Source organism: Frankiales bacterium (genome assembly GCA_016125335.1).
In the GTDB taxonomy this organism is placed as follows: domain Bacteria; phylum Actinomycetota; class Actinomycetes; order S36-B12; family CAIYMF01; genus Longivirga.
On sequence record WGLY01000013.1, the window covers coordinates 65,857 to 89,011 of the forward strand.

20 protein-coding genes are annotated in these 23,155 nt (G+C 69.8%); 6 read left to right on the forward strand and 14 right to left on the reverse strand.

Translation table 11 applies throughout. The features are described from left to right. The 14 genes from GC157_07555 to GC157_07620 form a co-directional block, all read right to left on the reverse strand. Complete coding sequence (locus GC157_07555; protein MBI1377320.1) at nucleotides 1–1,380, reverse strand: amidase; 1,380 nt, start codon at nucleotides 1,378–1,380, stop codon at nucleotides 1–3. A 185-nt stretch (nucleotides 1,381–1,565) separates the two neighbouring features. Then, complete coding sequence (locus GC157_07560; GenBank protein ID MBI1377321.1) at nucleotides 1,566–3,422, reverse strand: hypothetical protein; 1,857 nt, start codon at nucleotides 3,420–3,422, stop codon at nucleotides 1,566–1,568. 1,776 nt (nucleotides 3,423–5,198) lie between these two features. Beyond that, entirely contained in the window at nucleotides 5,199–5,552 is a 354-nt protein-coding gene (locus GC157_07565; protein MBI1377322.1) for an EthD family reductase, read from the reverse strand. A gap of 17 nt (nucleotides 5,553–5,569) precedes the next feature. Beyond that, nucleotides 5,570–6,973 carry an amidohydrolase family protein gene (locus tag GC157_07570; GenBank protein MBI1377323.1) on the reverse strand — a complete coding sequence of 468 codons (1,404 nt, stop codon included), beginning with the start codon at nucleotides 6,971–6,973 and terminating at the stop codon, nucleotides 5,570–5,572. Further along, nucleotides 6,855–7,598: an MBL fold metallo-hydrolase gene (locus tag GC157_07575; protein MBI1377324.1), complete on the reverse strand. Its 744-nt coding sequence runs from the start codon at nucleotides 7,596–7,598 to the stop codon at nucleotides 6,855–6,857. The genes GC157_07570 and GC157_07575 overlap by 119 nt, the downstream gene beginning before the upstream one ends. Then, the gene (locus tag GC157_07580; GenBank protein ID MBI1377325.1) at nucleotides 7,595–8,404 is read right to left on the reverse strand and encodes an SDR family oxidoreductase; all 810 of its coding nucleotides are present in this window, start codon (nucleotides 8,402–8,404) and stop codon (nucleotides 7,595–7,597) included. The genes GC157_07575 and GC157_07580 overlap by 4 nt, the downstream gene beginning before the upstream one ends. Before the next feature lie 5 nt (nucleotides 8,405–8,409). Further along, nucleotides 8,410–9,393, reverse strand: coding sequence for an acetoin dehydrogenase (locus GC157_07585; protein ID MBI1377326.1), 984 nt, complete (start codon nucleotides 9,391–9,393; stop codon nucleotides 8,410–8,412). After that, nucleotides 9,377–10,243: a thiamine pyrophosphate-dependent dehydrogenase E1 component subunit alpha gene (locus tag GC157_07590; GenBank protein MBI1377327.1), complete on the reverse strand. Its 867-nt coding sequence runs from the start codon at nucleotides 10,241–10,243 to the stop codon at nucleotides 9,377–9,379. The genes GC157_07585 and GC157_07590 overlap by 17 nt, the downstream gene beginning before the upstream one ends. 127 nt (nucleotides 10,244–10,370) lie before the next feature. Further along, nucleotides 10,371–11,033, reverse strand: coding sequence for a hypothetical protein (locus tag GC157_07595; protein MBI1377328.1), 663 nt, complete (start codon nucleotides 11,031–11,033; stop codon nucleotides 10,371–10,373). Then, on the reverse strand, nucleotides 11,030–11,947 hold the full coding sequence (locus GC157_07600; protein MBI1377329.1) for an ATP-binding cassette domain-containing protein: 918 nt from the start codon (nucleotides 11,945–11,947) through the stop codon (nucleotides 11,030–11,032). Before GC157_07600 ends, GC157_07595 begins: the two co-directional genes overlap by 4 nt. Next, the gene (locus GC157_07605; GenBank protein MBI1377330.1) at nucleotides 11,812–12,825 is read right to left on the reverse strand and encodes an ATP-binding cassette domain-containing protein; all 1,014 of its coding nucleotides are present in this window, start codon (nucleotides 12,823–12,825) and stop codon (nucleotides 11,812–11,814) included. The genes GC157_07600 and GC157_07605 overlap by 136 nt, the downstream gene beginning before the upstream one ends. Next, nucleotides 12,822–13,763, reverse strand: a complete 942-nt coding sequence (locus GC157_07610) for an ABC transporter permease subunit (GenBank protein MBI1377331.1) — start codon at nucleotides 13,761–13,763, stop codon at nucleotides 12,822–12,824. Before GC157_07610 ends, GC157_07605 begins: the two co-directional genes overlap by 4 nt. Beyond that, entirely contained in the window at nucleotides 13,718–14,653 is a 936-nt protein-coding gene (locus GC157_07615) for an ABC transporter permease subunit (GenBank protein ID MBI1377332.1), read from the reverse strand. Before GC157_07615 ends, GC157_07610 begins: the two co-directional genes overlap by 46 nt. Nucleotides 14,654–14,706: 53 nt before the next feature. Next, the gene (locus GC157_07620) at nucleotides 14,707–16,377 is read right to left on the reverse strand and encodes a twin-arginine translocation signal domain-containing protein (GenBank protein MBI1377333.1); all 1,671 of its coding nucleotides are present in this window, start codon (nucleotides 16,375–16,377) and stop codon (nucleotides 14,707–14,709) included. A 670-nt stretch (nucleotides 16,378–17,047) separates the two neighbouring features. Between GC157_07620 and GC157_07625 the strand changes: the two genes are divergently transcribed. The 6 genes from GC157_07625 (at nucleotide 17,048) to GC157_07650 (ending at nucleotide 23,129) form a co-directional block, all read left to right on the forward strand. Further along, the gene (locus GC157_07625; protein MBI1377334.1) at nucleotides 17,048–18,025 is read left to right on the forward strand and encodes a LacI family DNA-binding transcriptional regulator; all 978 of its coding nucleotides are present in this window, start codon (nucleotides 17,048–17,050) and stop codon (nucleotides 18,023–18,025) included. A gap of 144 nt (nucleotides 18,026–18,169) precedes the next feature. Then, nucleotides 18,170–18,883, forward strand: a complete 714-nt coding sequence (locus GC157_07630; protein ID MBI1377335.1) for a GntR family transcriptional regulator — start codon at nucleotides 18,170–18,172, stop codon at nucleotides 18,881–18,883. Between the two features lie 115 nt (nucleotides 18,884–18,998). Then, nucleotides 18,999–19,697, forward strand: a complete 699-nt coding sequence (locus GC157_07635) for an EthD family reductase (GenBank protein MBI1377336.1) — start codon at nucleotides 18,999–19,001, stop codon at nucleotides 19,695–19,697. Nucleotides 19,698–19,752: 55 nt separating this feature from the next. Further along, on the forward strand, nucleotides 19,753–20,853 hold the full coding sequence (locus tag GC157_07640; protein MBI1377337.1) for an aminotransferase class I/II-fold pyridoxal phosphate-dependent enzyme: 1,101 nt from the start codon (nucleotides 19,753–19,755) through the stop codon (nucleotides 20,851–20,853). A 15-nt stretch (nucleotides 20,854–20,868) separates the two neighbouring features. Further along, on the forward strand, nucleotides 20,869–21,669 hold the full coding sequence (locus GC157_07645) for an SDR family oxidoreductase (protein MBI1377338.1): 801 nt from the start codon (nucleotides 20,869–20,871) through the stop codon (nucleotides 21,667–21,669). 2 nt (nucleotides 21,670–21,671) lie between these two features. Beyond that, on the forward strand, nucleotides 21,672–23,129 hold the full coding sequence (locus GC157_07650; GenBank protein ID MBI1377339.1) for a hypothetical protein: 1,458 nt from the start codon (nucleotides 21,672–21,674) through the stop codon (nucleotides 23,127–23,129). Nucleotides 23,130–23,155 lie beyond the last annotated feature (26 nt).

The window sequence follows — 23,155 nt, forward strand, 5'->3', positions numbered from 1 at the left end:
TCACCCGTCGACGACGACGTCGGGCGCGGTCAGGGCGGTCTCGAGGTGGCTGCCGATGCCGAGCAGCAGTCCATCGGCGAACCTTCCCCCCACGAGCTGCACGCCGATCGGCAGCCCCTCGCTGCTGAGCCCGCACGGGACGCTCAGCGCCGGATTGCCGGTGAGATTGAACGGATAGGTGAAGGGCGTCCACGACATCCAGTTCGCGTCCGGCCACCCGGGAGGCACGTCGCCGCCGGCGTCGAACGCGACGATCGGCATCGTGGGAGTGATGAGGACGTCGACCTCCGACAGGATCCGGTCCACGGCAGCGGACAGGGTCACCCGTGCCTCGAGAGCGGCGACGTAGGAGGTGGCCGGGATGTGCCGTCCCACGTCAGCGATCGCTCGCAGTCCGGGGTCCACCACGGCCAGGTCCGCAGGAGTCAGCTGGTCGAGAGCTCGCGCCGCTCCGGCGTTCCAGATCGTCTCCACCTCCTGGCGCGGATCCTCGAAGGGCGGCTCCGCGAGCAGCCGTACCTCCGCGCCGAGCGAGGCCAGCGCGTCGACCGCCGCCCCCACGACGCGCAGGATCTCGTCGTTGACCGGGACGTCGCCCGGCCGCGGGCAGTAGGCCACGCGGAGCGAGCCGGGGGGGACAAGAGGACCATCGGCCCATGGGTGCCCATCGCGTCGCACCGAGTGCGGGTCCAGTCCCGAAGGGCCGGCGATGGTCGCGAGCAGCAGCGCCGCGTCCTGCGAGGTCCTCGCATGCGGCCCCAGGTGCGACAGGATCCCGAACGGGCTCGGGGGCCACTGCGGCACGAGACCGTGGGTCGGCTTCAGACCGACGACTCCGCAGAAGGACGAGGGGATCCGCACCGATCCGGCACCGTCGGTGCCCAGAGCGAGAGGGACCATCCTCGCCGCTACCGCGGCCGCACTTCCGCCCGACGACCCGCCCGCCGTCCTGGCTGTGTTCCAGGGGTTGCGCGTGACGCCGGTCAACGGGCTGTCCGTGACCGCCTTCCACCCGAGCTCCGGCGTCGTCGTCTTCCCGGCGAGCACGGCGCCGCCGGCGCGCAGCCGCTCCACGGCCGGCGCGTCCGACGAGTCCACCTCCGTGGTGGGGGTCCGCGACCCCTTCCGCGTCGGCCACCCCGCCGCTCGGATCACGTCCTTGACGGCGACCGGCACTCCGTCGAGAGGCCCGAGCGGTGCCCCACGGCGGTGGCGGTCCTCGGACCGCCGTGCGTCCTCGATCGTCGCGGTCTCGTCCAGCCAGCAGAACGCGTTGATCGTCGGGTCGACCCGCTCGATCTGCGCCAGGCAGGCCCGAGCCACCTCGACCGGCGACAGGTCGCGCCGACGGTAGGCCTCCGCGAGCGCGACCGCGGTCATGCCCAGGACATCTCCCGACCCGGGTTCCCTCACCGACGCCACCGTCCTGTGCCGCGGTCCGGCACGCATCACTGGGACTCGCCGGGCCTGCGACGAACGGCCTCGCCGCGACCCGCCACGCGGCACACCGCCGCGCTCGGAGACGGTAGCGCAATACGAGCGCATTCTCGCGATTTTGCCCCAATCTAGTGCAGAATCCGGTCTGTCCACGGTGCAGCTCCGGCTTCCGCGGACACGCTCACTCCCTGGTAGAGCGGATACAGGATGTGCGGCGACGGGACGTAGCCCGTCACGCTCGTGCGCCACGCCCACACGTCGTTCGGGGACAGCAGGGGGATGTAGGGCAGCTCGGTGGCGAACACCCGCTGCACCGCGGACGCCGCCGACGCCAGCTCGTCGTCGGTCTCGGCGCGCAGCCAGTCGGTGGTGCACCGGTCCAGCGCCGGGACGGATGCGCGCGACCAGTTGGGGAACGGCGCAGTGCTCGTGGACGAGAACCCGATGAGCGCATCGAGGGGATCGGGCCACAACCACTTCGAGATCGAGCTCGCGGGCCCCGCCGCGCACGCGTCGTAGAACTCGGCGAAGGGTCGTGCGTACCGGATGCCCAGCTCGACCCCGATCGCTCGCAGCTGATCCGCGAGCAGCGTCGCCACGTCTCGGAACACCGGGTCGTCCTGCACCACGCACTCGAACGACAGGCGCACCCCGTCCCTGCCCCGGACCCCGTCGGCGCCCCGGGCCCACCCCAGGGAGTCCAGAGCCGTCTCAGCCCTGCCGACATCGGGCCTGCGCCCCGAGTCGACCTCGGGGTCGTAGTACTCGGTGCCCGGAGGCACCGGGCCCCAGGTGGGGCTCCCGTGGCCGGCCAGGGCCCCGCGCACCAGTCCGTCGCGGTCGATGGCCGACGACAGCGCCCTTCGAAGACGCACGTCGTCGAAGCCCAGGTCCCGCCGGTCCCAGTTGAGCGAGAGGTACATGCTGGACGCCTGCCCCGCCTCGTAGACCTCGAACCTCGGGTCGTCCGCGAGTTCGTGCACCCGGTCGTAGTCGATACCGTGCACGCAGTCGACTGCCCCCGCGCGCAGGGCCTCCCAGCGGTCGGCGGGATCGGGGAGCGCGAGCCACTCGACGCGGTCGAGGTCCGAGGAACCCCGGGGCAGACCGGGCACCGCCAGGTTCGGGTAGCCCTCGACCCGGTCGGCGATGATGCGGTCGGCGTCCAGAGAGGCAAGCCTGAAGGGGCCGGTCCCGTCACAGATCGACACACCGAAGTCGTCGGGATGTGCCAGCTGCGCGGCACGGTTGAAGACGGCCGTGTGAGTACCCCACAGCAGCGCAGGCAGACGCCGGTACGGGTGATGGAGCGTGAACCGAAGTCGCCTGTCGTCGAGCGGTTCGACCCGGTCGACCGGGTCCCAGTACCACAGCTGACGATCACCGGGCACGTGCCAGCGCAGCGCATCGAGGCTCTCCGCGACCGCACGGGAGTCGCAGACCGCCCCTGAGTGGAAGACCGCGCCGTCACGCAGCTCGAGCGTCCAGGCGAGCCTGTCCTCGGATATCTCGGCAACGCGGGCGAGACAGGGGTGGCCTCGACGGTCGTGGCCCTTCACGAGCAACGTGTCGTACAGCGCGATGGAGGGCGGGTCGATGTGGGCGCCCATCGGATCCAGGCGTGAGAAGGGGTAGTCGAAGGCTTCGCGCAGGACTCGCATGTCTCTCGCTCTCAAGACGGTCGGTGCCATGCCCCGGTCAGGCTCTGTGCGTGGCGGGCGGGGGCTCGAGCATGCGGTCGACCGCGTTGCGCACGACGCGCGCCAGACCACGGTCACGACGGCTGGTGAGGCACCCGCTCGCGGTGATGGAGCCGAGCGCCAGGACCAGGCCACCCGCCGGCGTCCGGGTGAGGACGACATCGCACCGCACGGAGGGGGCGGGGGCGCGTGCGCCGTCGCGCTCGAACGTGCCGAAGTGATCGCCCGTCGCAGGGCGCGACGTCGCGATGACGACCGACTCGCCGGGCGGCAGGCGGCCCGCATCGAAGACGTCGAACTCGTTGCCCGCGCCCCCGTTCAACCCGCCGCCACCGAACTCGTGGCCGTCCAACCCGTCGAAGATCCACGACCATCTCGGGTCGAAGCTCTCCGGTGTCCGCGAGAAGACCATGGAGGCACCGTTGCCGAACCCGCCGAAGCCGACGCCGACGATGGAGTTGGGAGGACGGCCGGCCTCCTCCCACAGGCCCCCCGTGCGGGATTCGAACTGGTGCAGGCGATCAGCCTCGTCGATCGACCAGGTCTGCGAGCCGCCCCAGCGCCGGATCTCCATCAGGTGCGGCTTGGTCGGGTGAAGCGACGAGACCCAGTACAGCCCGTTGCCACCGAGGTACACCGCGCTGCCACCACCCGCCAGGAATTCCTCGAGCGCATCGAGCATGGTGGCGGTCCAGTACTCGGGATGCGCCGACAGCACGACGACCTTGGCACCGGCCAGTGCTGCGGCGCCGCGCAGGTGAAGGTCCCGGTCGTCGATGGCACCGCACCGGCCGGGGAACTCCTGCCGCATCCAGTGCCAGGCGTAGAGATCGGCCATCATCAGGTGCGTCGCGTTGACACCCGTCGCGAAGCCGTCCCCCGGGTCCACCTCCAGACGTGCTGTCGGCGCGAACGTCTGGGTCGGTCGCAGAGAGGTCGTCACGGTGACGGGAGACCCGTCCTCGTGCAGCGAGTAGTGGGACAACCCCGGCCAGGTGCCGTCGCGACCGAGATTCGCGTAGGCCTGCCATGTGAGCGTCGGCACGAGCAGGGTCACGTCGTCGGCCCCTGAGACGACGAAGGGGAGCTCGTAGGCGACGGCCTCCGACCCCAGCCTGATCGCGTAGAGCCCCGGGGCTGCGTCTTCCGGCACAGCGACCTGAGCGACCGCCGGCCAACCGCAGTCCTCCGTGTCGTCGCGGTGGAAGTGGACGGAGCCCGCTCGGCAGAGCATGCGGCCGGAGGACTCCAGCGGCGACGGGACGGCCGTGCTTCGCATGGGGGCATGGCGCAGGAGCAGCGCCGTTCCGGGGCCGGCGATGACCGGGGCGCGATCAGGGTCGGAACGGTCCGCGAGATCCCATTCCAGGTCGGCCGCGGCCCCGACCCCGTTCATGACGTTCATCAGGTCGACGACATCCAGCGCGCGCCGATGCAGACGAAGTCCTGCGACCTTGCCGTCCAGCTCTCCTCCGTCCCCCCGCGTTCCGATCCACAGGGCCCCCGAATCCGGACGCAGGTCGGCGTCGAGCGGCATCGACTGGAACGGGCCACCTGTCCGTCCCCACACCGAGGCGAGCAGCGTGGCGCTCGCAGCGCCGCCATCCACGCCGGGTGCGCACGTCACACCCACGAACATCCAGGCGCGCTCGCGGATGCGGTAGTCGAGGAGGTGGCGACTGTCCGTGCCCACGAGGGACAACCGTGACCCCGTCACGCACAGGGAACGCGCTCCCCCGGTTGTGCTCCAGGTGGCGAGCACCACGTCGCGGCTCAGGTCGGTGAGCCACACCCACATCGAGAGCGTGAACTCGTCGGTCCCCACCAACGCGTCCTCCGCCGAAGCGAAGGAGCCGACGCTGGGCGCGACGAGCGGCGCCTCGATGGTTCCCGCGCCCCAGTCGCAGTCGTGGACCACGATGCCCGGTCCGTCGGGGTGCGGGTCTCCGTGCAGGTGCTCGCGCACCGTGGCCCGGGAGGTCGGGATGCCGGACCCGTGGATGTCGAGCGAGCCGCCCGGAGGAACCGAGAGCCTGCTCAGGTATGCACGCATCGCTCTCCTCAGGATGACTCGGTCGGTCGGCGGGGTCGCTCGGGTGCACTGCCGAGGCCGGGGTCGACGACGACGCGCACGGCCGATCCGGGCTCCGCGAACGTGGCGGTGTGCGCACGCAGCGCGAGCGCCTCCTCCGAGGCGAGGCTGCGTCTCAGATCCTCCACGGAGTCGAAGTCGAGGAACCCCACCCCGTCATACGCCTGGTCGATCCCCGGTACGTTCGCGGTCGGCTGGAACAGGACGCTCCGCACGTGCGGGAGCGCGCTCGCCAGAGCGCGGTGCTCGCCCAGCCAGGCCGCGAGGAACTCCTCGGTCGTGGAGCCGGGACGGCGTCGCAGGACGGCGATGTAGCGGATCATCACGCACCTCCCGGAAGTCAGCCGAACGTCAGCAGTCCGCCACGGGCGACCAGCTCCCCGCCCTTCCAGACGGCCAGCGGCCGGTTCACCGCCTCGATCTCCTTCCCCACGTCGCCGTCGACGAGGAGCAGGTCGGCCCACAGGCCGGCCCGGATCGAGCCGACACGGTCGTCGAGGCGGAAGGCCTCCGCCGCCGTCGTCGTGGCCGCCGCGAGCGACTGGGCCGCCGACAGCCCGACCTCGCGGTGCAGCGCGATGATCGAGCCGGCCACGGAGCCATGAGCCACTCCGGGCACCCCGGCATCGGTTCCTGCGAGCAGGGGGATCCCGGCCTCGCTCATCGCGGCGAACAGCGGGAGCATCGCGCGGCGCTGCTCAAGCCGCCGCTCGGAGCTGTCCGAGCCGTCGCCGTTGCCGGGCCGGGCCACCATGAGCGTGGGGTCGACGTAGCACCCGGCGTCGAGCACTCGCTTGATGGTCGCGGCCTCCAGCGAGATGGAGCCATCAGGGTTGGTGCAGGTCGCGTGCGCGATGACCCGCGCCCCCACCGACGCCGCGAGCTCCACCGCCTCCGCCGTATGCGCGTGGGTCACCAGCGGGCGGCCGAGGCGGTCGCACTCACGCGCCAGCGCCTCGATCGCCTCGGGCGGGAACTGCAGACGGGTCGGGTTGCTGCCCTCCGTGATGTTGCCGCCCGTGACCATGACCTTGATGACATCGACCCCTGAGGCGACGTGCGACCGCATCGCGCGCACGAGGTCCTCCTGCGAGTCGGCGGTTCCGCCCAGCCAGTGGCAGTGACCCGCCGTCGTCGTGAGCGGAGCCCCGCTGACCAGCAAGCCCGTGCCCTGGAGCCGTCCCGCGGCGATGCCGTCCCGCAGGGCGAGCACGACCTCCGTCGTACCCCCGCAGTCGACCGCTGTCGTGACCCCCTTGGCGAGACCGCGTTGCGCGTTGCCCACGGCACGAGCGAGCTGCGCCGCCACCGACTCCCGGAGGATGTTGTCCACCACGTGCCCGTCGGAGCTGAACGTGAGGTGCACATGGGAGTCGATGAGGCCCGGGAGCAGCGTGGCTCCCGGCGCCTCGACGACCTGCATACCCCGCGTGGACGCATCACCACGGGCGACGACGGAGTCGATGACCCCGCCTCGCACCAGGACGTCGTAGCCGTCCGCGACGTCGCCCCCAGGCAGCAGGACGTGCCCGGGGCGGATCGCCCACACTTCGTCGGGCATCGGAGGTCGTAGCCCTCCGGACAGGCCCGGACCTTCCTGCATGGTGAACCCCTGTCTCCCGCTCCTAGAGCAGGCTGGGCGGCAGCCCGATGCGATTGAACTGGTCGGCGGCGGACTGGACGTGCCGTCGGCCGTTCTCGAGGGAGAAGTTGAGATGACCGGGCATGAGCGCCTGGAAGTCATACTCGAGCAGGAGGTTCATGGACTTCGCGTAGTCCTGGACGCTGGAGTCGGCCACGTTCTGCAGGATGATCTTCCCGCCCCAGAACACATGGTCGCCGCTGAAGAGGTAGCTGCGCTCGCCGCCGGTCACCAGGAAGTTCATGTGACCGTTGCAGTGCCCGTTCGTCTCGATCGCGGTCAGCTGGAAATCGTTGCGCTGCACGGCCTGGTTGTGCGTGAGCTCCACGTCGATGTCGCACGGTTCCCAGGTGAAGTCGCTCGGGTAGAAGTTGAAGGACTTGGCCCATCTCAGGCCGATGACCTCCTCGTCCGCGACGCGGACCGCCGGCGCTGCACGTTCGCTGATGCAGATCTCGAGGTGGTCGTCCAGCGACTCGCGCATGTAGGCGAGCGCACCCGCGTGGTCGGCGTGGTAATGGGTCACGAACAGCTTGGTGATCCGGTTCAGGTCCAGTCCGTCGGCGCGGATGTTGGCGAGGACGCGGTCACCACCGTCGAACCCGGCGTCGATCATCCAGAGCTCGTCACCAGTGTCGATGACGTACACGTTCGAGTCGAGCCGGTTCGACAGGTTGTACCCGTAGTCGCCGCCTCCGACGACGTAGAGATGGTCGTTGATCTTCACTTGGCCAACAGCTCCTCAGGGATGGAGTAGGAATGCGCCCGCAGGCCGCCGTCCACGACGATGTTCTGACCAGTGATGTAGGCGGCGTCGCCCGAGGCCAGGAACGCGAACGTGGCAGCGATCTCCTCGGGCTTGCCCAGCCGCTTCATCGGCACCAGCGGCCAGTACTTCCTCGCCGCCTCCATGGCCTCGTCCGAACCGAGAACGTCCCGGGACTGAGGGGTGTCGAGAGGGCCAGGGCTGACGGCGTTGACACGGATGCCGTGGTCGACCAGCTCGATAGCCATGGTCTGCACCAGGTTCACGATCCCTGCCTTGGCCGCGCCGTAGTGGGCGTACGAGATCGACGCACCCAGGGACGAGACCGAGGACGTGTAGAGGATCGACCCGGGTGTCCCCGACGCGACCATCGCGCGAGCGGCGAGCTGACCCAGCACGAAGCTGCCGCGCAGCATCACCGCGATCGTCCTGTCCCACTCCGACCGCTCGAGCTCGAGGAACGGCGCCGAGGAGTGCGCAGGGGCGTTGCTGACGAGGATGTCGAGCGCGCCACCCACCTCTACCGCCCTGGCGACGACGGCGTCGCAGTCGGCGTCGACGGACACGTCGCCCGGGACTCCCACAACGTTGGCCCCCGTCGACTCGTGGACCTCGGCCACGACCTCGGGGAGGGCCGCAGCGTTGCGGTCCATCAGGACGATGTTCGCGGCGCCTTCCTCGCCGAAGCGGTGCGCCGTGGCCCGGCCGACACCACTGGCACCCCCCGTGATGAGCGCGGTCTTGCCTTCCAGTCGCCTGCATGACATGCGCGTCAAACCTCCATCAGAGCTGACATTGCCTCGGACACTCGGGAAACCGTGGGGAGCACCGCCTGCGCCAACGGCGGCGCGGCGGGCACCGGCGTGCCACGCAGGCCGACGCGTCCGCTGGCGCGCAGCCCGCTCCCCAGCGCGGAGGAGACGGTGCTGACGACCTCGGCGCCGAAGCCGCCGGTCTCGTTCGCCTCGTGGACGACGAGCAGCCGACCCGTCCGCCCCACCGACTCGATGACTGCACCGGAGTCCCACGGGGACAGCCACCGCAGGTCGATCAGGTCCACGGAGGGTGCCGCCGCGTCGGCCAGGGACTCCTCCACCAGAGCGCGTCCCGTGCCCCACGTCACGACCGTGAGTTCCGAGCCCCTGCGCACGGTCTCCGAGACACCCAGTCCCGCGTCGGCCTCTCCGGGAGCCACGTCGCCCTTCGTCGGGTAGAGGCGACGCGACTCGAAGATCATCACCGGGTCCTCGGACTCGATCGCCAGGCGGAGCATGGAGTAGGCGTCGCGGGGTGTCGACGGGACGCCGACCCGCAGACCGGGGACGTGCGCGAACAGCGCCTCCAGGGACTGGCTGTGCTGGGCGCACGCGCCGGGCGTGTGACCCTGCTGCGTCCGGATCACCAGCGGCGCCGTGAGAGCACTGCGGGACACGTACCGTGCGTTCGCCACCTGGTTCACGATCTGGTCCATGGCGACGAGCAGGAAGTCTGCGTAGATCACTTCGAGCACGGGGCGCAGACCACCCATCGCAGCCCCGAGAGCCGTGCCGACCATGGCCGACTCCGAGATGGGCGTGTCGATGACGCGGTCGCCGAAGGCGGCGTGCAGGCCCTTGGTCGCACCGAAGGGCCCGTTGGGGAGAGCCACGTCCTCCCCGAGGACGATCACGCTCGGGTCGGTTGCCAGAGCGTGCTCCAGCGCGAGATTCACCGCGCGGATGTAGGACAGTGCCTGGACGTCAGCGAGCGTAGACATGCGTCCCCGCCTCCTCGGCCTTCGGTGCCGCGATGGCCACGGCGCGTTCGAACGCGTCCTCCACGAGCATCGCGACGTCCGCCTCGACTCGTCCTGCCTGCTCCTCGGAGAGGAGCTTCCTGCCCTGGACCAGGGGGTCCGACTGCCGGTGCTTCTCGAGCTCCCCGGCCGGGCGGTAGGCCTGGGCGTCGCCTGAGTAGTGCCCACCGAGCCGATGCGTGTGAGCCTCGACGAGAACGGGACGCCCGGACTCGAGGGACGTCGAGCGAGCGCCGGCCACGACGTCTCGGACTGCCTGGGGATCGTTCCCGTCGACCTCGAGACCCACCATCGCGTACGCCGCAGCACGCTGGGCCGCAGGGACCGCCGTGAGCATGGCTGAGGGAGTCATCTCGGCGTAGCCGTTGTTCTCCACCACGACGATCATCGGGATGCGCAGCACCGACGCCATGTTCAGCGACTCGTGGACGTTGCCCTGGTTCATCGCACCGTCGCCGATGGACACGACAGGGATCCGGCCGTCCCCGGCCCGGCGACAGGCGAGACCGAGTCCGACGGCGATCGGGACCCCGGCACCGACGATCGAGTTCTCGCCGTACACGTGGTGCTCGGCCGCTGACATGTAGGCCGATCCGGCCCGCCCGCCGTTGAGCGCCGAGTCGCGTCCCAGGATCTCGGCGAAGAAGTCGACCGGATCGACGCCACGCGCCAGCAACCACCCATGGCCTCTGTAGGTGGTGATCAAGGGGTCGTCGTCGCGCAGCGCTTCGCACGCGCCCACGGGAACGGCCTCCTGGCCGATGCACAGGTGCGTCGAACCGCTGACCAGGCCTTGGGTCAGAGCCTGCATGACCCGTTCCTCGATCGTGCGGATCGTCAGAATCGAGCGGTAGTAGCCCTCGGCGTCGGTCACGCCTGTCACCTCCTTCGGTGGCTCGGATCTCCCGAGCCGCGAGCCGCTCGGGACCGGGTTCGCATCACCTGTGCACGCCCGGTGGCACGGGTGGGTGCAGCGCGGGCTCGCCGACGGACGCGTAGGCGATCTGCTCGGCCACGAACGCGGCAACGGAGTGGGTCATGTGGGCGGTCCACCTGTCGCGGGCTCCGTCCGGTGGGTCGAGGTAGTGGACGTGCAGACGCAGCGACCACGCTCGGATCCACCGTCCCAAGCGCTCCATCGACTGGGCTGGCACCTCGTCGCAGGGATCCGCGAGAGCGATGGCGGGGATGACGCGCCACGGCTCCGCACCGGCGAGATCGGCGTCGTCCAGGGTGGGCGCGACGAGTGCGGTCGCCAGCACCGAGGCCGGCGGCACCGCGTAGAGCAGCTCGCATGCCGATCCCACCGCGACCGTCGCGATGTGGGGATGCAGACGTCGGCACTCGTCGAGCGCCGCACCCACGGCCCGGGCTCCGTCGGCGTCCCAGTCCCCCTCGCTGAGCCCGTGACCGGGCAGATCCAGGAGGACCGTGGTCAGCTCCAGCCTGGCGAGCGATGCGGCGAACGGGCGCACGAGATCCAGGTCCGAGCCTCGGTCGTGCAGAAGGAGCACGCACCCTCGGGCGTCCGGCTGCTCTGTCACCTCGCCGAAGACGGAGACATCGGGTCCCAGCGTCAGCTCGAGCGAACGCGGCTTCATCGCTCGACACCTTGCGTCGGCAGCATCGGGATGGAGGCCACGAGCTTCTTGGTGTACTCGTGCTCGGGAGACGTGAGGATCGTCGTGGGATCTCCCCGCTCCACGATCTGGCCCTGGGACATGACGACCACGCGATCGCAGAACTGCCGGACGACGCCGAGGTCGTGGCTGATGAGGACCACCGTGAGCCCCAGGCGCAGCCTGAGGTCCGCGATCAGGTTCAGCACCTGCCCGCGCATGGACACGTCGAGCGCGCTGACCGGCTCGTCCGCGATCAGGACACGCGGGTCCATGGCCAGTGCTCGGGCGATGGCGACGCGCTGCCGTTGACCCCCGGAGAGCTGGTAGGGGTGCAGCGACGCGTACCTGCTCGGCAACCCGACGAGCTCCAGCAACCGCTCGGCCTCGCCCCGGCGCGCCCGCCTGTCGACGTCGCCACGGATGCCCTCGAGGAGGATGCGCTCGATGGTCATGCGTGGGTTCATGGACGAGTACGGGTCCTGGAACACCACCTGCACGAGCCTCGGCAGCTGCCTGCGCTCGGCGCGCGATCCCTCCCACACGTCGATGCCGCAGATCCGCGCCGATCCCGACGTCGGCGCCACCAGGCCCAGGAGGATCCGGGACACGGTGGTCTTGCCACTCCCGCTCTCGCCGACGATCCCGAACGACTCGCCGTCCTCGACCGCGAACGACACGTCGTCCACCGCCCGGTGCAAGCCCTTGCCGGCCCGGGACCTGAACTCCTTGGTCAGTCCGCTGACCTCGACGACGGGACTCACGCGAGCCCCCTCTCGTCCAGAGGGTGGTGACAGCGCACACCGTGGAACTCCGAGCCCGACACCTCGGGGTGGACCTGGCACTGGGAGTCCGCACGCGGGCACCGGTTCGCGAACCGGCAGCCCGCGAGCCACTCGGCAGGCTCGGGAACCACCCCATCGATGTAGCCGAACGGCACCCCGCGCTCCCCGTGGCTCGCGCAGTCGAGCAGCCCTCGCGTGTAGTGATGGCGCGAGACCGCGAAGATCTGCCCGGTGTCACCGGTCTCGACGATCTCCCCCGCGTACATGACGGCGACCCGGTCTGCGAGCTGCGCGACGACCGCGAGGTCGTGCGAGATCCACAGCACGCTCATGTCGAGCTCGTCGCGGAGCCGGTGGACGAGTCGCAGGATGCTCGCCTGAGTCGTCACGTCCAAGGCCGTCGTCGGCTCGTCCGCGATCAGCAGCTTCGGTTCGAGCAGGAGGGCGGTGGCGATCATGACGCGCTGCCTGAGGCCACCGGACAGCTCGTGCGGGAAGGCATCGAACCGACGCTGCGGCTCCGGCACCCCCACGTGGCCGAGGAAGTCGATGGCGCGCCTGCGTGCCGCGCCCTTCGACACGCTCTCGTGCTCCGTGATGGCCTCCACCATCTGCCGACCGATCCGGAAGCACGGATCGAGGCTGGTCATGGGGTCCTGGAAGATCATGGCCATCCGTGGCCCGCGCATGCTGCGCAGACCGGCGCGGCTGGCGGACACCACGGAGGCGCCCGCCGCACGGATGTCGCCTTGGGTCGCTGCCACACCGTCGGGCAGCAGGCCCATGCAGGCGAGCGCGGTCAGACTCTTGCCCGAACCGCTCTCGCCGACCAGGCCCACGATCTCGCCGTCGCCGACCGTGAGGGAGACGTCGGTCACGAGCGGGCGGTGATGCTGGCCGTGCACGACCGAGATCTCCAGCCCGTGGACCTCGAGCGCCGGCTCCGGCACGACTCCGGGCCTCTCCTGAGTGCTGGTCGCCTCGGTCATCGCGAGCTCCGGTTGCGCGGGTCGAACCGATCCCTGAGGTTGTCGGCGAGGGCGTTCATGAGCAGCACGAGGACGGTCAGCGCGCCTCCCGCGAGGACGACGGGCCACCAGCTCTTGCTCAGGTAGTCCCGTCCGTCGGCGAGGATCACGCCGAGGCTCGGCGTGGGCGGCTGTGCGCCCAGTCCGAGGAAGGACAGGCCGGACTCGGCCACGATGGACGTCGACACGAAGAAGACGGACATGACCACGGTGACCGGGAACAGGCTGATCAGAAGGTGCGTCAGGCTGATCCGGATCCGCGAGACTCCGAGCACGCGAGCCGCCGAGATGAAGTCGCGCTCGCGCAGGGACAGGATCTCCCCGCGCACGATGACGGCGAAGCTGGCCCACCCGGTGAGGGCGAGGGCAAGGATCACCGCCGGCAGCCCCGGACCGAGCCAGCCGGCGAAGACGATCGCGAGGAGGATCGCCGGGAACGCCCAGGTCACGTCGACCACCAGCGCCGTGCCCACCGAGGCCGCCCGCCCGAAGAAGCCTCCGAAGACCCCGAGCGCCAGGCCGAGGACGACGGAGATGATCGCGACGCCCACGCCCACGCAGATGGACACACCGAGACCACCCAGGATCCGCCACATCAGGTCGCGCCCCAGGCTGTCGGTGCCCAGCGGGTGGCCCGGCGACAGCGGCGGCTTGAAGGTCGCCAGCAGATCCTGGTCGGTCAGCAGGTGGTTCAGGCTCGGGACGGTCAGGACGATGATCCCCACCAACCCGGCAACGCCGTACACCGTGAGGCCGCCGACGACCCACGGGTTGATCCGCGCGCGGCGGGACTCGCTGCCGACCGCGGTGTAGATCGCGCGGCCGGAGGACACCGGCTCGGAGGTAGGGGCGCTCATGCCGCCTCGGATCCGGTCAGCCGCACCCGCGGATCGGCCCATCGGTAGACGACGTCGGTGATGGCGCTGGAGATGATCACGACCGCAGCGAGCAGGAGCGCCAGGGCCTCCGCCACCGGGTAGTCGCGATGCAGGATGCTGTTCACGAGCTGGGTGCCCAGGCCCGGCCAGCGGAAGATCACCTCGACGATCAGGGTGTATCCGAGCAGCGTCCTGATCTGGATCGATCCGAGCGAGATGATCGGCGAGAGCGAGTTCCTGAGCACGTGCACCCAGTGGATCCTCACCTGACGCACTCCACGTGCCCAGAGGGTGCGGGTGTAGTCGGCGGTGAGCTGTTCCAGCACCGCCGTACGACCCACCCGCACCGTGAGCGCGCAGGGCTCAGCAGCGAGGATCAGCGCCGGCAGGATGAGGTTCTTGAAGGAGCCCGAGCCTGAGACCGGTAGCCACTTGAGGTAGAGGCCGAACACCAGCACCGCGACCAGGGCCAGGACGAAGTTGGGGATCGCCAGGAAGAAGCTGGCAATGGTCAGCGAGAGACGGTCGAACCATCCCCCCTTGTTCAGCGCGGAGACAACGCCGATGGGGACCCCGAGGCCGAAGGCCACGACGAAAGCCGCGAGCGCGAGGATCACGGTGTACGCCGCCGAGTTCGCGATCACGGTGGTGACAGGGAGCTTCGTGACCAGCGAGACCCCGAGGTCCCCGCCGAGCATGCCGGTGAGGTAGTTCCAGTACTGCTGCCAGAGCGGCAGGTTCAGACCGAGTCGGTCCTTGAGCTGCTCCACGACCTCCGGCGGCGTCGTCGCGGGGTTGACGATGCTCGCGACGACGTCGCCGGGCGTGGCTCGCAGGGACACGAAGGTGACGATCGAGGCGAGGAACAGCACGAGGACGGCGTACGCGAACCGCTGCAGTACATACCTCACCTGAGATGCGCTCCTCGATGCCCGTCGCTGTCACTGCTGCCTGAGACGTGGGGTCAGGTGGAGAGCCACACGTCGTTGTAGAACGGGTACAGGTTCGCCTGGTTGGGCGTCCAACCGACGACCTTCTTGGTGGAGGCCCAGATGGTGTCCGGCGTGACCAGCGGGATCAGGGCCAGCTGCTCCGCGAAGGTCACCTGGTAGTTCTCCGCCGCGGTCTTGAGCTGCTGCTCCGTGGCCGCCTGCTCCCAGGGTTGGTACGCCGCCAGGGTCGCCTTCGCGCCCGCGGCGTCCGTCGGCTGGTAGAACTGCACGAACAGCGCGCTGACGTCGACGACTCCGGACCAGAGCCACTTGAATGCGTAGGAGTCCAGCGTGTTCGTGAGCTTCGGGAAGAACGCCGCACCTTCGAGAGCCTCGACCTTCATCTCGATGCCCACCTTCTTGAGCATCTCCACGACGGCCTGCATGACCTTCTCCTCCGTCGACTCCGCCATCTGCAGCGTCGTGAAGGACATGCGCGTCCCGTTCTTGGTGCGGACGCCGTCCGACCCGGCGACCCACCCGGCCTCGTCGAGAAGCTGGTTGGCCTTGCCCGTGTCGTACGCGTTCATCGGCTCGACCGCCGGGTTGTACCACTTGAACCCCGGAGGCACCGGCCCGTAGGTGGCGGCCGCGTGACCGAGGTAGATGGAGTCCACGAGGGCCTGCCGGTCGATCGCCGCGGAGATCGCCTGACGGACCTTGATGTCGTCGAAACCGAGCTTGGAGTTCCCGAGGTTGACGCTCAGGAAGAAGTTCGAGAGCTCTTGGAACTCCACGACGACGAGATCGCTGTTCGACTTCAGACGATCGACGTCCTGGGGCGGGGCGTTCTTGACGGCGTCGACGTTTCCGGACTCCAGCTCGTTCGCGCGCTGCGACGCCTGGGTGATCGGCACCCACTTGATGCCGTCGAGGTACGCCTTCCCCTTGTTCTGGAAGAAGGGCGTGATGGAGCCGGGGTAGTCCTCCCAACGGGAGGCGACGCAGCTCTGCGGCGAGAACGAGTCCATCTTGAACGGCCCCGTCCCGTCGACGACGGACGCCCCGTACTGCGCGCCGGCCTTCTCACGCGCGGCAGGGTTGAGGATGAAGGCGTACTCCGTCGTGATGGTCTCCTGGAACGCCCGGTAGTCGCTCTTCGTCTCGCACTTGATCACCTGGCCCTCGCTGGTGATCTTCGTGATGGGCGCCCACCACGGGAAGTTCTGACCCGTCTTCGGGTCCGCGAAGAGCTTGAAGTCCGTGACGACCACGTCCGGGGTCACGGGAGCTCCCGAGTGGAACTTCAAGCCGTCCCGGAGCGTGAAGTCCCAACCGGTGGGACCGCTGGTGAAGCTGCTGGCCAACATCGGCACAGGCGTGCCGTCGGGGTTGCGGATGATCAGCGCCTCGTAGAAGGCGTAGAACGTGGGGTCGGCCCAGGCGTTCTGGACGGGATCCGGCGGTGTCAGATCGCGGTCGTAACCCTCGCGGAAGGTCCCACCCGGGGTGGGCGAGCCCGTGGGCGTCGGGGTCGAGGAGGAGTCCGGGCTCGGCGACGAGCAGGCGGCGAGGAATGACGACGCGAACGCTGCGGTCAACCCCATCGAGGCAGCGCCCTTGAGGAAGCCGCGTCGCGAGATCCCGGTGTTCGCCAGTTCCCGTAGCCGGGCCTCGCTACTACCACTTCCCTGTTCTGTCATGACAGTCCTCCTTGGCCGGTCGGTGGAAGGGACCTTAAACAAGCGCTTGTCTCGCGTCAACACCTCGTCTATCGTCACTTCGGAGAGGCTGGGGCGCGCGGCACACACTAAGGCGGCAGTCACGTGATGTCACGCGATTCTCGCGATTTCGTTACTTTCGCGATTCCGTCTCGTTGCGCTCGAGCGAGCGCCGACTGCCGGGGAGGGCACGTGCAAGCGGGTCGGGCAGGGCTCGGGTACCGCCGGTCCGCACGCTGGCGACGCCGCCGACAGGCTTGCGTTCTCCCGTGCGCGGGCGGTCCGGGCGCACGAGGTCTATCCTCCGGGACGGCTCCGGAACGGCGTGCGGTCCCGGAACCGGTGCGAGCGGCTCGGCGCGTCAAGTGTGGCCCGCCAGCGAGTCTGGCCGGTGCCGCGAGAAGCGCCCTCGGGTCGGAACGCGGGACGCGCCGCAGGATGCGGTCGGCCACGGGGGAGAGGACACGATGGACATGCCGCGTGCAGCGCATTGCCACGGGCGCACCCGCCGGATTCCGCCTCGGCCGTCCACGGGGCCCGCATCGCGATCCTTCCGGCCGCGGGAGATGACGTGAGCCGGACAGCTCCCCCGCCGCGCGCGGTTCGCCGGCGCACCTCAGTGACCCTCGTAGACGTCGCGCGCGAAGCGGGCGTGGACCAGTCGACCGTCTCGCGCGTCCTGCGCAGCGATCCACGCGCCACCATCTCCGACGCCACACGGGCCCGCATCCGCGAAGTCGCGACCCGGCTCGGCTACGTCCCCAACGCCACGGCGCGGGGACTCGCGATGCGCCGGACGTCCACGATCGGGCTGCTCGTCCCCAACGCGATGAGCCTGGTGTTCACGGACATCATCCGAGGGGCGACAGACGCAGCTCTGGAACTCGGCTACGTCCTGGTGCTGGCGGACGCGTCGGAACTCGGTCGGGCGAGCGATGCCGTACGCAAGCTCGTCCTCGAAGGCCGCGTCGACGGCCTCCTCATCGCGAGCGGAACCATCACCGACCGGGTCACCGACGACCTCATCGAGGGGTTCCACAACTGCGTCGTCCTCAACCGGCGCATCGGCAGCCGGGCCCCGAGCGTCATCGAGGACGACGAGTTCGGCATGTACCTCTGCACGCAGGAACTGATCGCGGCCGGGCATCGCGAGATCGCGTGCCTGGCCGGCCCGGAGGACATCGACACCTCGCGTCGTCGCGTGGCCGGATACCGCAGGGCCATGCGCGAGGCGGGTCTGCCCGTGCGTCGGGGCTCCACCGTCCACGAGCCGTTCGACGAGGCCGGAGGCTACGCCGGGATGTCCACGATCCTGGGGCGCCCCTCCCGACCGACAGCGGTCGCCTCGGCCAGTCTCGCTGCCGCGGTCGGCGCCATGGCCGCCGCCCGCGACCACGGGATCGCCATTCCCGACCAGCTGTCCCTGACCGGCTTCCACGACGCTCCGATCGCGAACTACCTCTCCCCTCCCCTGACCACGGTCTCGATGCCGCTGAGCCAGGTGGGTCGCGAGGCCGTGCTCATGCTGGACCGTCGGCTGCGCGGCGAGCCCGGACGGCTGCACATGACGGTGCAGGAGCCAGCGCCCCAATTGGTGCGCCGGATGTCGGTCGCCCCACCACCACGCTGATCCGGCTCGCTGGACGACCACGCCACGTGATCCGCCTGCGCGCTGCCGCGATTCACGTGTTCCGGCACGAGACTCCGGGAGTGCGACGGATCGCGCGCAACTCCCGAATTGACCAACGTTGGTGAAGTCGGTCTACTTCGTCCCATGCCGACCGCATCCGCAGGGAATCCGCGCGCTCGGACGGGGGAAGGGTCCAGCCGCACCGACCAGGCCTTCCAGCGCCTCCGAGCCGACATCCTCCACGGGCGTCTCCAGCCGGGCTCGCGGCTCCGGGTCGAGTCGCTCAGCCAGATCTACGGGGTCAGCAGCGGGGTGATCCGGGAGGCACTGCCTCGACTGGTGGGCCAGGGGCTCGCTGTCGCCATCCCCCAACAAGGCGTTCGCGTCGTCTCGGTGGACCTCGACGACCTGCGCCAGCTCACCGAGGCGGCGGTCGAGGTGGAGACACTCGTGCTCAGGCGCTCGCTGGAGGAGGGCTCGGTCGAGTGGGAGTCCTCGGTCCTGGCTGCGCACCACCGGCTCAGCCGACTCACGCTGCGCGACGAGGACGGGTCGATCAACGACGACTGGGCCACGGCGCACACCCACTTCCACATGGCGATCCTCGACGGCTGCAGCAACCGCAGGCTGACCGGTCTCGCCGCGACGCTGCGCGACGCCGGCGAGGTCTACCGCCGCTGGTCTGACCGACCGGCGGCGATGACCGAGAAGCAGCACATCGACAACCACCGGCGCATCTGCGACCTCGTCGTGGAGCGCAAGACGGACGCGGCGGTGGCCGAGCTGCGGCGGCACATCGAGCTGACCTCCGAGCTCATCGTGGCGAGCTCCGGGGGCGACGCCTCGGCAGACACCTGAGATATTTCGAGATTTTTGCGAGATTTTCTCGACCCGTCGAGATCTTCTGACTAGTCTCCCCGTACAGCCCTCGGCGCGCACGGCTACCCGCGCGGCCGCTGCGGAAGGAGACCACATGTCGAAGATCATGGTGCTGGTACGCGCGTCCTCCGGACCCGCCGCCGAGGCGGTGCGGGAGTCCGTCATGGCGCGGATCGAGGCGCAGGCACGGACCTACGCCCTCGCGCACCCCGAGGTCACGGGGCTGGTTCTCTCGCACGTGGTCAAGCCGCTCGCCGAGGACGACCCGCTGGTGAGCCTCGTCGCGGTCTGGGGCGAGCAGGTCGACCGGGACGACCTGCTCGCCCACCTCGTGCCCTCGGATCTCCGGGCCGAGTCCGCGCTGACTGCCACCGCCGCCCGGTGCTCGGAGATCGTCTTCCGCCGGGTGCGCGGGTTCGCGGGCGAGGGATCGCCGTGGACCATCAAGCTGGCCGGCACGGCACTGCGTCGTGACGACTTCGAGCCCGACGCGTTCTTCGAGTACTGGACGAATGTGCACGCGCCGATCGGTGGGCACCTGCCCGGCATCGGCGGCTACGTCGTGACGCGGGCACTCGACGACGGGCTGGGCGAGGAGTCGGCCGACGCCATCATCGAGCAGTGGTACCCGGACGAGCAGTCCTTCAACGATGCTCAGAGCACCGAGATGGCACAGGCCGCGTGGAACGACGTGGGCAATTACGCCAAGACCGTCGGCACCGCGTTCTGGCTCATGACCGAATCCGTCGTCGTCGAGCCGCCGGCCACCGGGCCCGGCACGCTCGAGGTGTGACGTGCCGGAGGTGCGTCCGTGGATCCTGGAGACCCCTCACTCAGGCATCCGCCGCATGCTCGAGCATGCCCGCGACGTGGACTCCCCGGTCATGCTCATCAACGGCGACCCGAACTTCACGACGCCGTCCCACATCATCGACGCCGCGGCTTCGTCCGCACATGCCGGGGCGACCGGGTACGCGCCAGGGGACGGCCTCGTTCCGTTGCGTGAGGCGATCACCGACAAGCTGCGCCGCGTGAACGGGATCGACGTCGGCCGCGATCAGGTCTGCGTCACGACCGGTGCCTGCGGAGGCCTCTACACCACGTTCCTCGTCCTCGTGGGGCCCGGAGACGAGGTCCTGGTGCCTGATCCCGGCTGGTCGAACTACGCGGCGATCCTGCACTCGCTGAACGGGAGGGCGGTGCCTTACCCGCTCCGTCCTGACGCCGGATGGACGTTGGACGCCGACGCCCTGGAGGCGTCCATCACCCCGCGCACCCGGGCGATCCTGCTCAACTCGCCGAGCAACCCGACCGGGTCGGTCGAAGGTGCCGAGTCCCTGCGGAGAGTTCTCGAGATCGCCCAGCGGCACGACTTGTGGATCGTCTCCGACGAGGCATACGACGAGCTCGTGTTCGGCGCTCCGGCCACGTCGATCGCGAGCTTGGGCGGTCACGACCGCGTCATCAGTGTCTTCACGTTCTCGAAGACCTACGCCATGACGGGCTGGCGTGTCGGCTACGTCGTCGGTCCGGCGTCGCTCATCCGCCAGGTGGGCCTTCACCAGGAGCCTGTCGTGTCCTGCGCCTCCACGATCTCGCAGAACGCTGCGCTGGCAGCCCTGCAAGGTCCCCAGGACTGCGTCAGCACCATGGTGTCGGCGTACGACCGGCGGCGTCGCCTCGCCTCGGACATCCTGGCGACAGGGGGTGTGCCGTTCGTGGATCCCCGAGGTGCGTTCTTCTTGATGATCGACGTGCGAGCCTCGGGTCTCGACTCCTGGGAGTACGCGCTCAGGGCGCTCCGCGAGCTCGGCGTGGGAACAGTCCCCGGCGCGGCGTTCGGGCTGCGTGGCGAGGGCTTCCTGCGGGTCACCCTGGCAGCGTCGGACGAGGCGATCGAGGACGGCCTCACCCGCCTGACCGCCGCATTCCAGAACCTCACCGCGTAGGGAGCAGGAGTCACCATGGGCTGCGAACGGCTGGTCGGCACATCGGCGCTCATCACCGGCGCCGGCAGCGGGGTGGGGCGGGCGACCGCGCTCCGGTTCGCGCAGGAAGGCGCGTCCACCATCGGAGTGTTCGACCGCGACGAGGCTGCCGCGGTGGAGACCGTCGCCGCCGTCGAGGAGCAGGGGGCTCACGGCATCGCGCTCGTCGGCGACGTCAGGTCGCGACACACGTGCCAGTCGGCGGTGGACGCGGTCGTGGATGCGGCGGGCCGGCTCGACGTACTGGTGAGCAACGCCGGGGCCGACGGTGACGCGCCCTTCCTGGAGATGACCGACGAGGAGTGGCACAGGGTCATCGACGTGAACCTGACGGCGTCCTTCATCCTGGGTCAGGTGGCCGCGCGCGCGATGGTCGCCGCCGGCACGGGAGGTGTGATCCTCTACACGGCGTCCATCTCCGGGCTGGGGGCGTCTGACGGCGATGCGCACTACGGCGTCTCCAAGGCGGGCATCGTCAATCTGGTCCAGACGATGGCCATCGAGCTGATCCCCCACCGCATCCGGGTGAACTGCGTGAGCCCGGGCCCGCTCGACACACCGCTGTCCCGCGCGCTGCTCGGGAGCGACGAGGCGATGGAGGCGGCACGATCGCACTACCCGCTGGTGCCGATGGGTCGCCTCGGGATGCCGGAGGAGATCGCTGCGGCGTATGCGTACCTCGCGTCGGCGGACGCCGCGTACACGACGGGCCAGAATCTGATCATCGACGGTGGGAACCACGCCACCGTCTTCGTGAATCCCGTCGGGAGCTTCTAGTCTTGCCCGATCTCGACGAGGTCTTCGAGTACCGGTTCAGCCCACTGGATCCGGTCCGTGGCGATCACATCGACCCGCCCACGATGGCGATCTACGAGACGCTCCTCACCAAGGGCCCGGATGGCCGGCCGCGGCCCGGCCTCGCCACCTCGTGGCAGGTCTCGGACGACGGGCTGACCTGGTTGCTGAGGGTCCGCGACGGCGCTCGCTTCCACACGGGCAGGACGTGCGACGCGGCAGCCGTCGTCGAGGCGCTCGAGCTGTGCCGCTGGGGCGAGGGCTTCCCCCGTCAGGTCTGGTACTGGGACCCCGTCGACAACGTCACGGCCCGGGACGACACGACCGTGGTCATCCGTCTCCGGCAGCCCACCCCACGCCTCCCGGTCCTGCTGTGGGGCACCCACACCGCCGTGGTCAATGCCCGCAGCTGGGGCCGTCTGGGAGCGGACTTCGGCGTGGCGCTGGCCGATGGGACCGGCCCCTATCGCATGCGGAGCTATCGGCCGGAGGAGGTCGTCGCCGAGCGGGTCGACGCCCGTCCCGGCGCCCCGACCGTCCTCCGTTGGCGTTCGGTGCCCGACGAAGAGGAGCGGGAGGCCATCGCCGAGCGCGGCACCGCGGACATCGTGCGTCAGGTGCCACGGCTCCGCCCTGATCGGACGGCTGGGTGGTCCGTCCAGCGCCAGCCCGAGAACTCGCAGTTCTACCTGGCCCTGAACTGCGCCGATCCTCGCTTTAGCACCGCCCTGGTCCGGCGGTGCATCGACGCGTTCGTCGATCGCGACGAGCTGCTGCAGCGGGCCCTCGCAGGGGAGGGCGATGCCCGACGCTCGCCGGTCCCGGCCGCCGACGAGTTCGCCGGCGCGTACGACCCGCGCGAGGTCCCCCCGATGAGCCGCGGCGAGGCGCGGGAGGCGCTGCGCTCCCTCGGGTGGCTGCCAGGACCCGACGGCGTGCTGGCACGAGACGGCGTCACGATGCACGTCGAGACGGTCGCGCAGGACACCGAGGTCTGCCGCCGGATCGCGGAGGGTCTGACCTCGGCCCTGCGGGACGTCGGGGTGGCGCTCGACTTCCGGTTCGAGGAGCTGTTCGGGCCGTTCTACCGCGCCGTGGAGCAGGGCCCGGCCGCCTTCCTGAACAAATGGCTCTGGCCGGATGCGATGGAGGCCGTCTACGGCTTCAGTCGGACGGACTGCATCGAGCCGGCTGGCGGCAACTGGCAGTCGGCGTCGTGCCCGGTGGTCGACGAGGCCTTCGACGACTTCGGCCGTGCACGGACGGATGCCGATCTGCGCGCCGCGAGCGCCGCCCTTCAGCGCGACTTCATGCTGGAGCTGCCCTACCTGCCGCTCGTGTCTCCGGTGGAGACGCTCGCCACGGGCCTCGCCGTCGGTGGGCTCCGGCTGACCCCACGGACCCTGTACCCGACCTACGAGGGCGTCGTGGTGTCGCGATGACGCGTCTCACCGTGACGGAGGTGGCG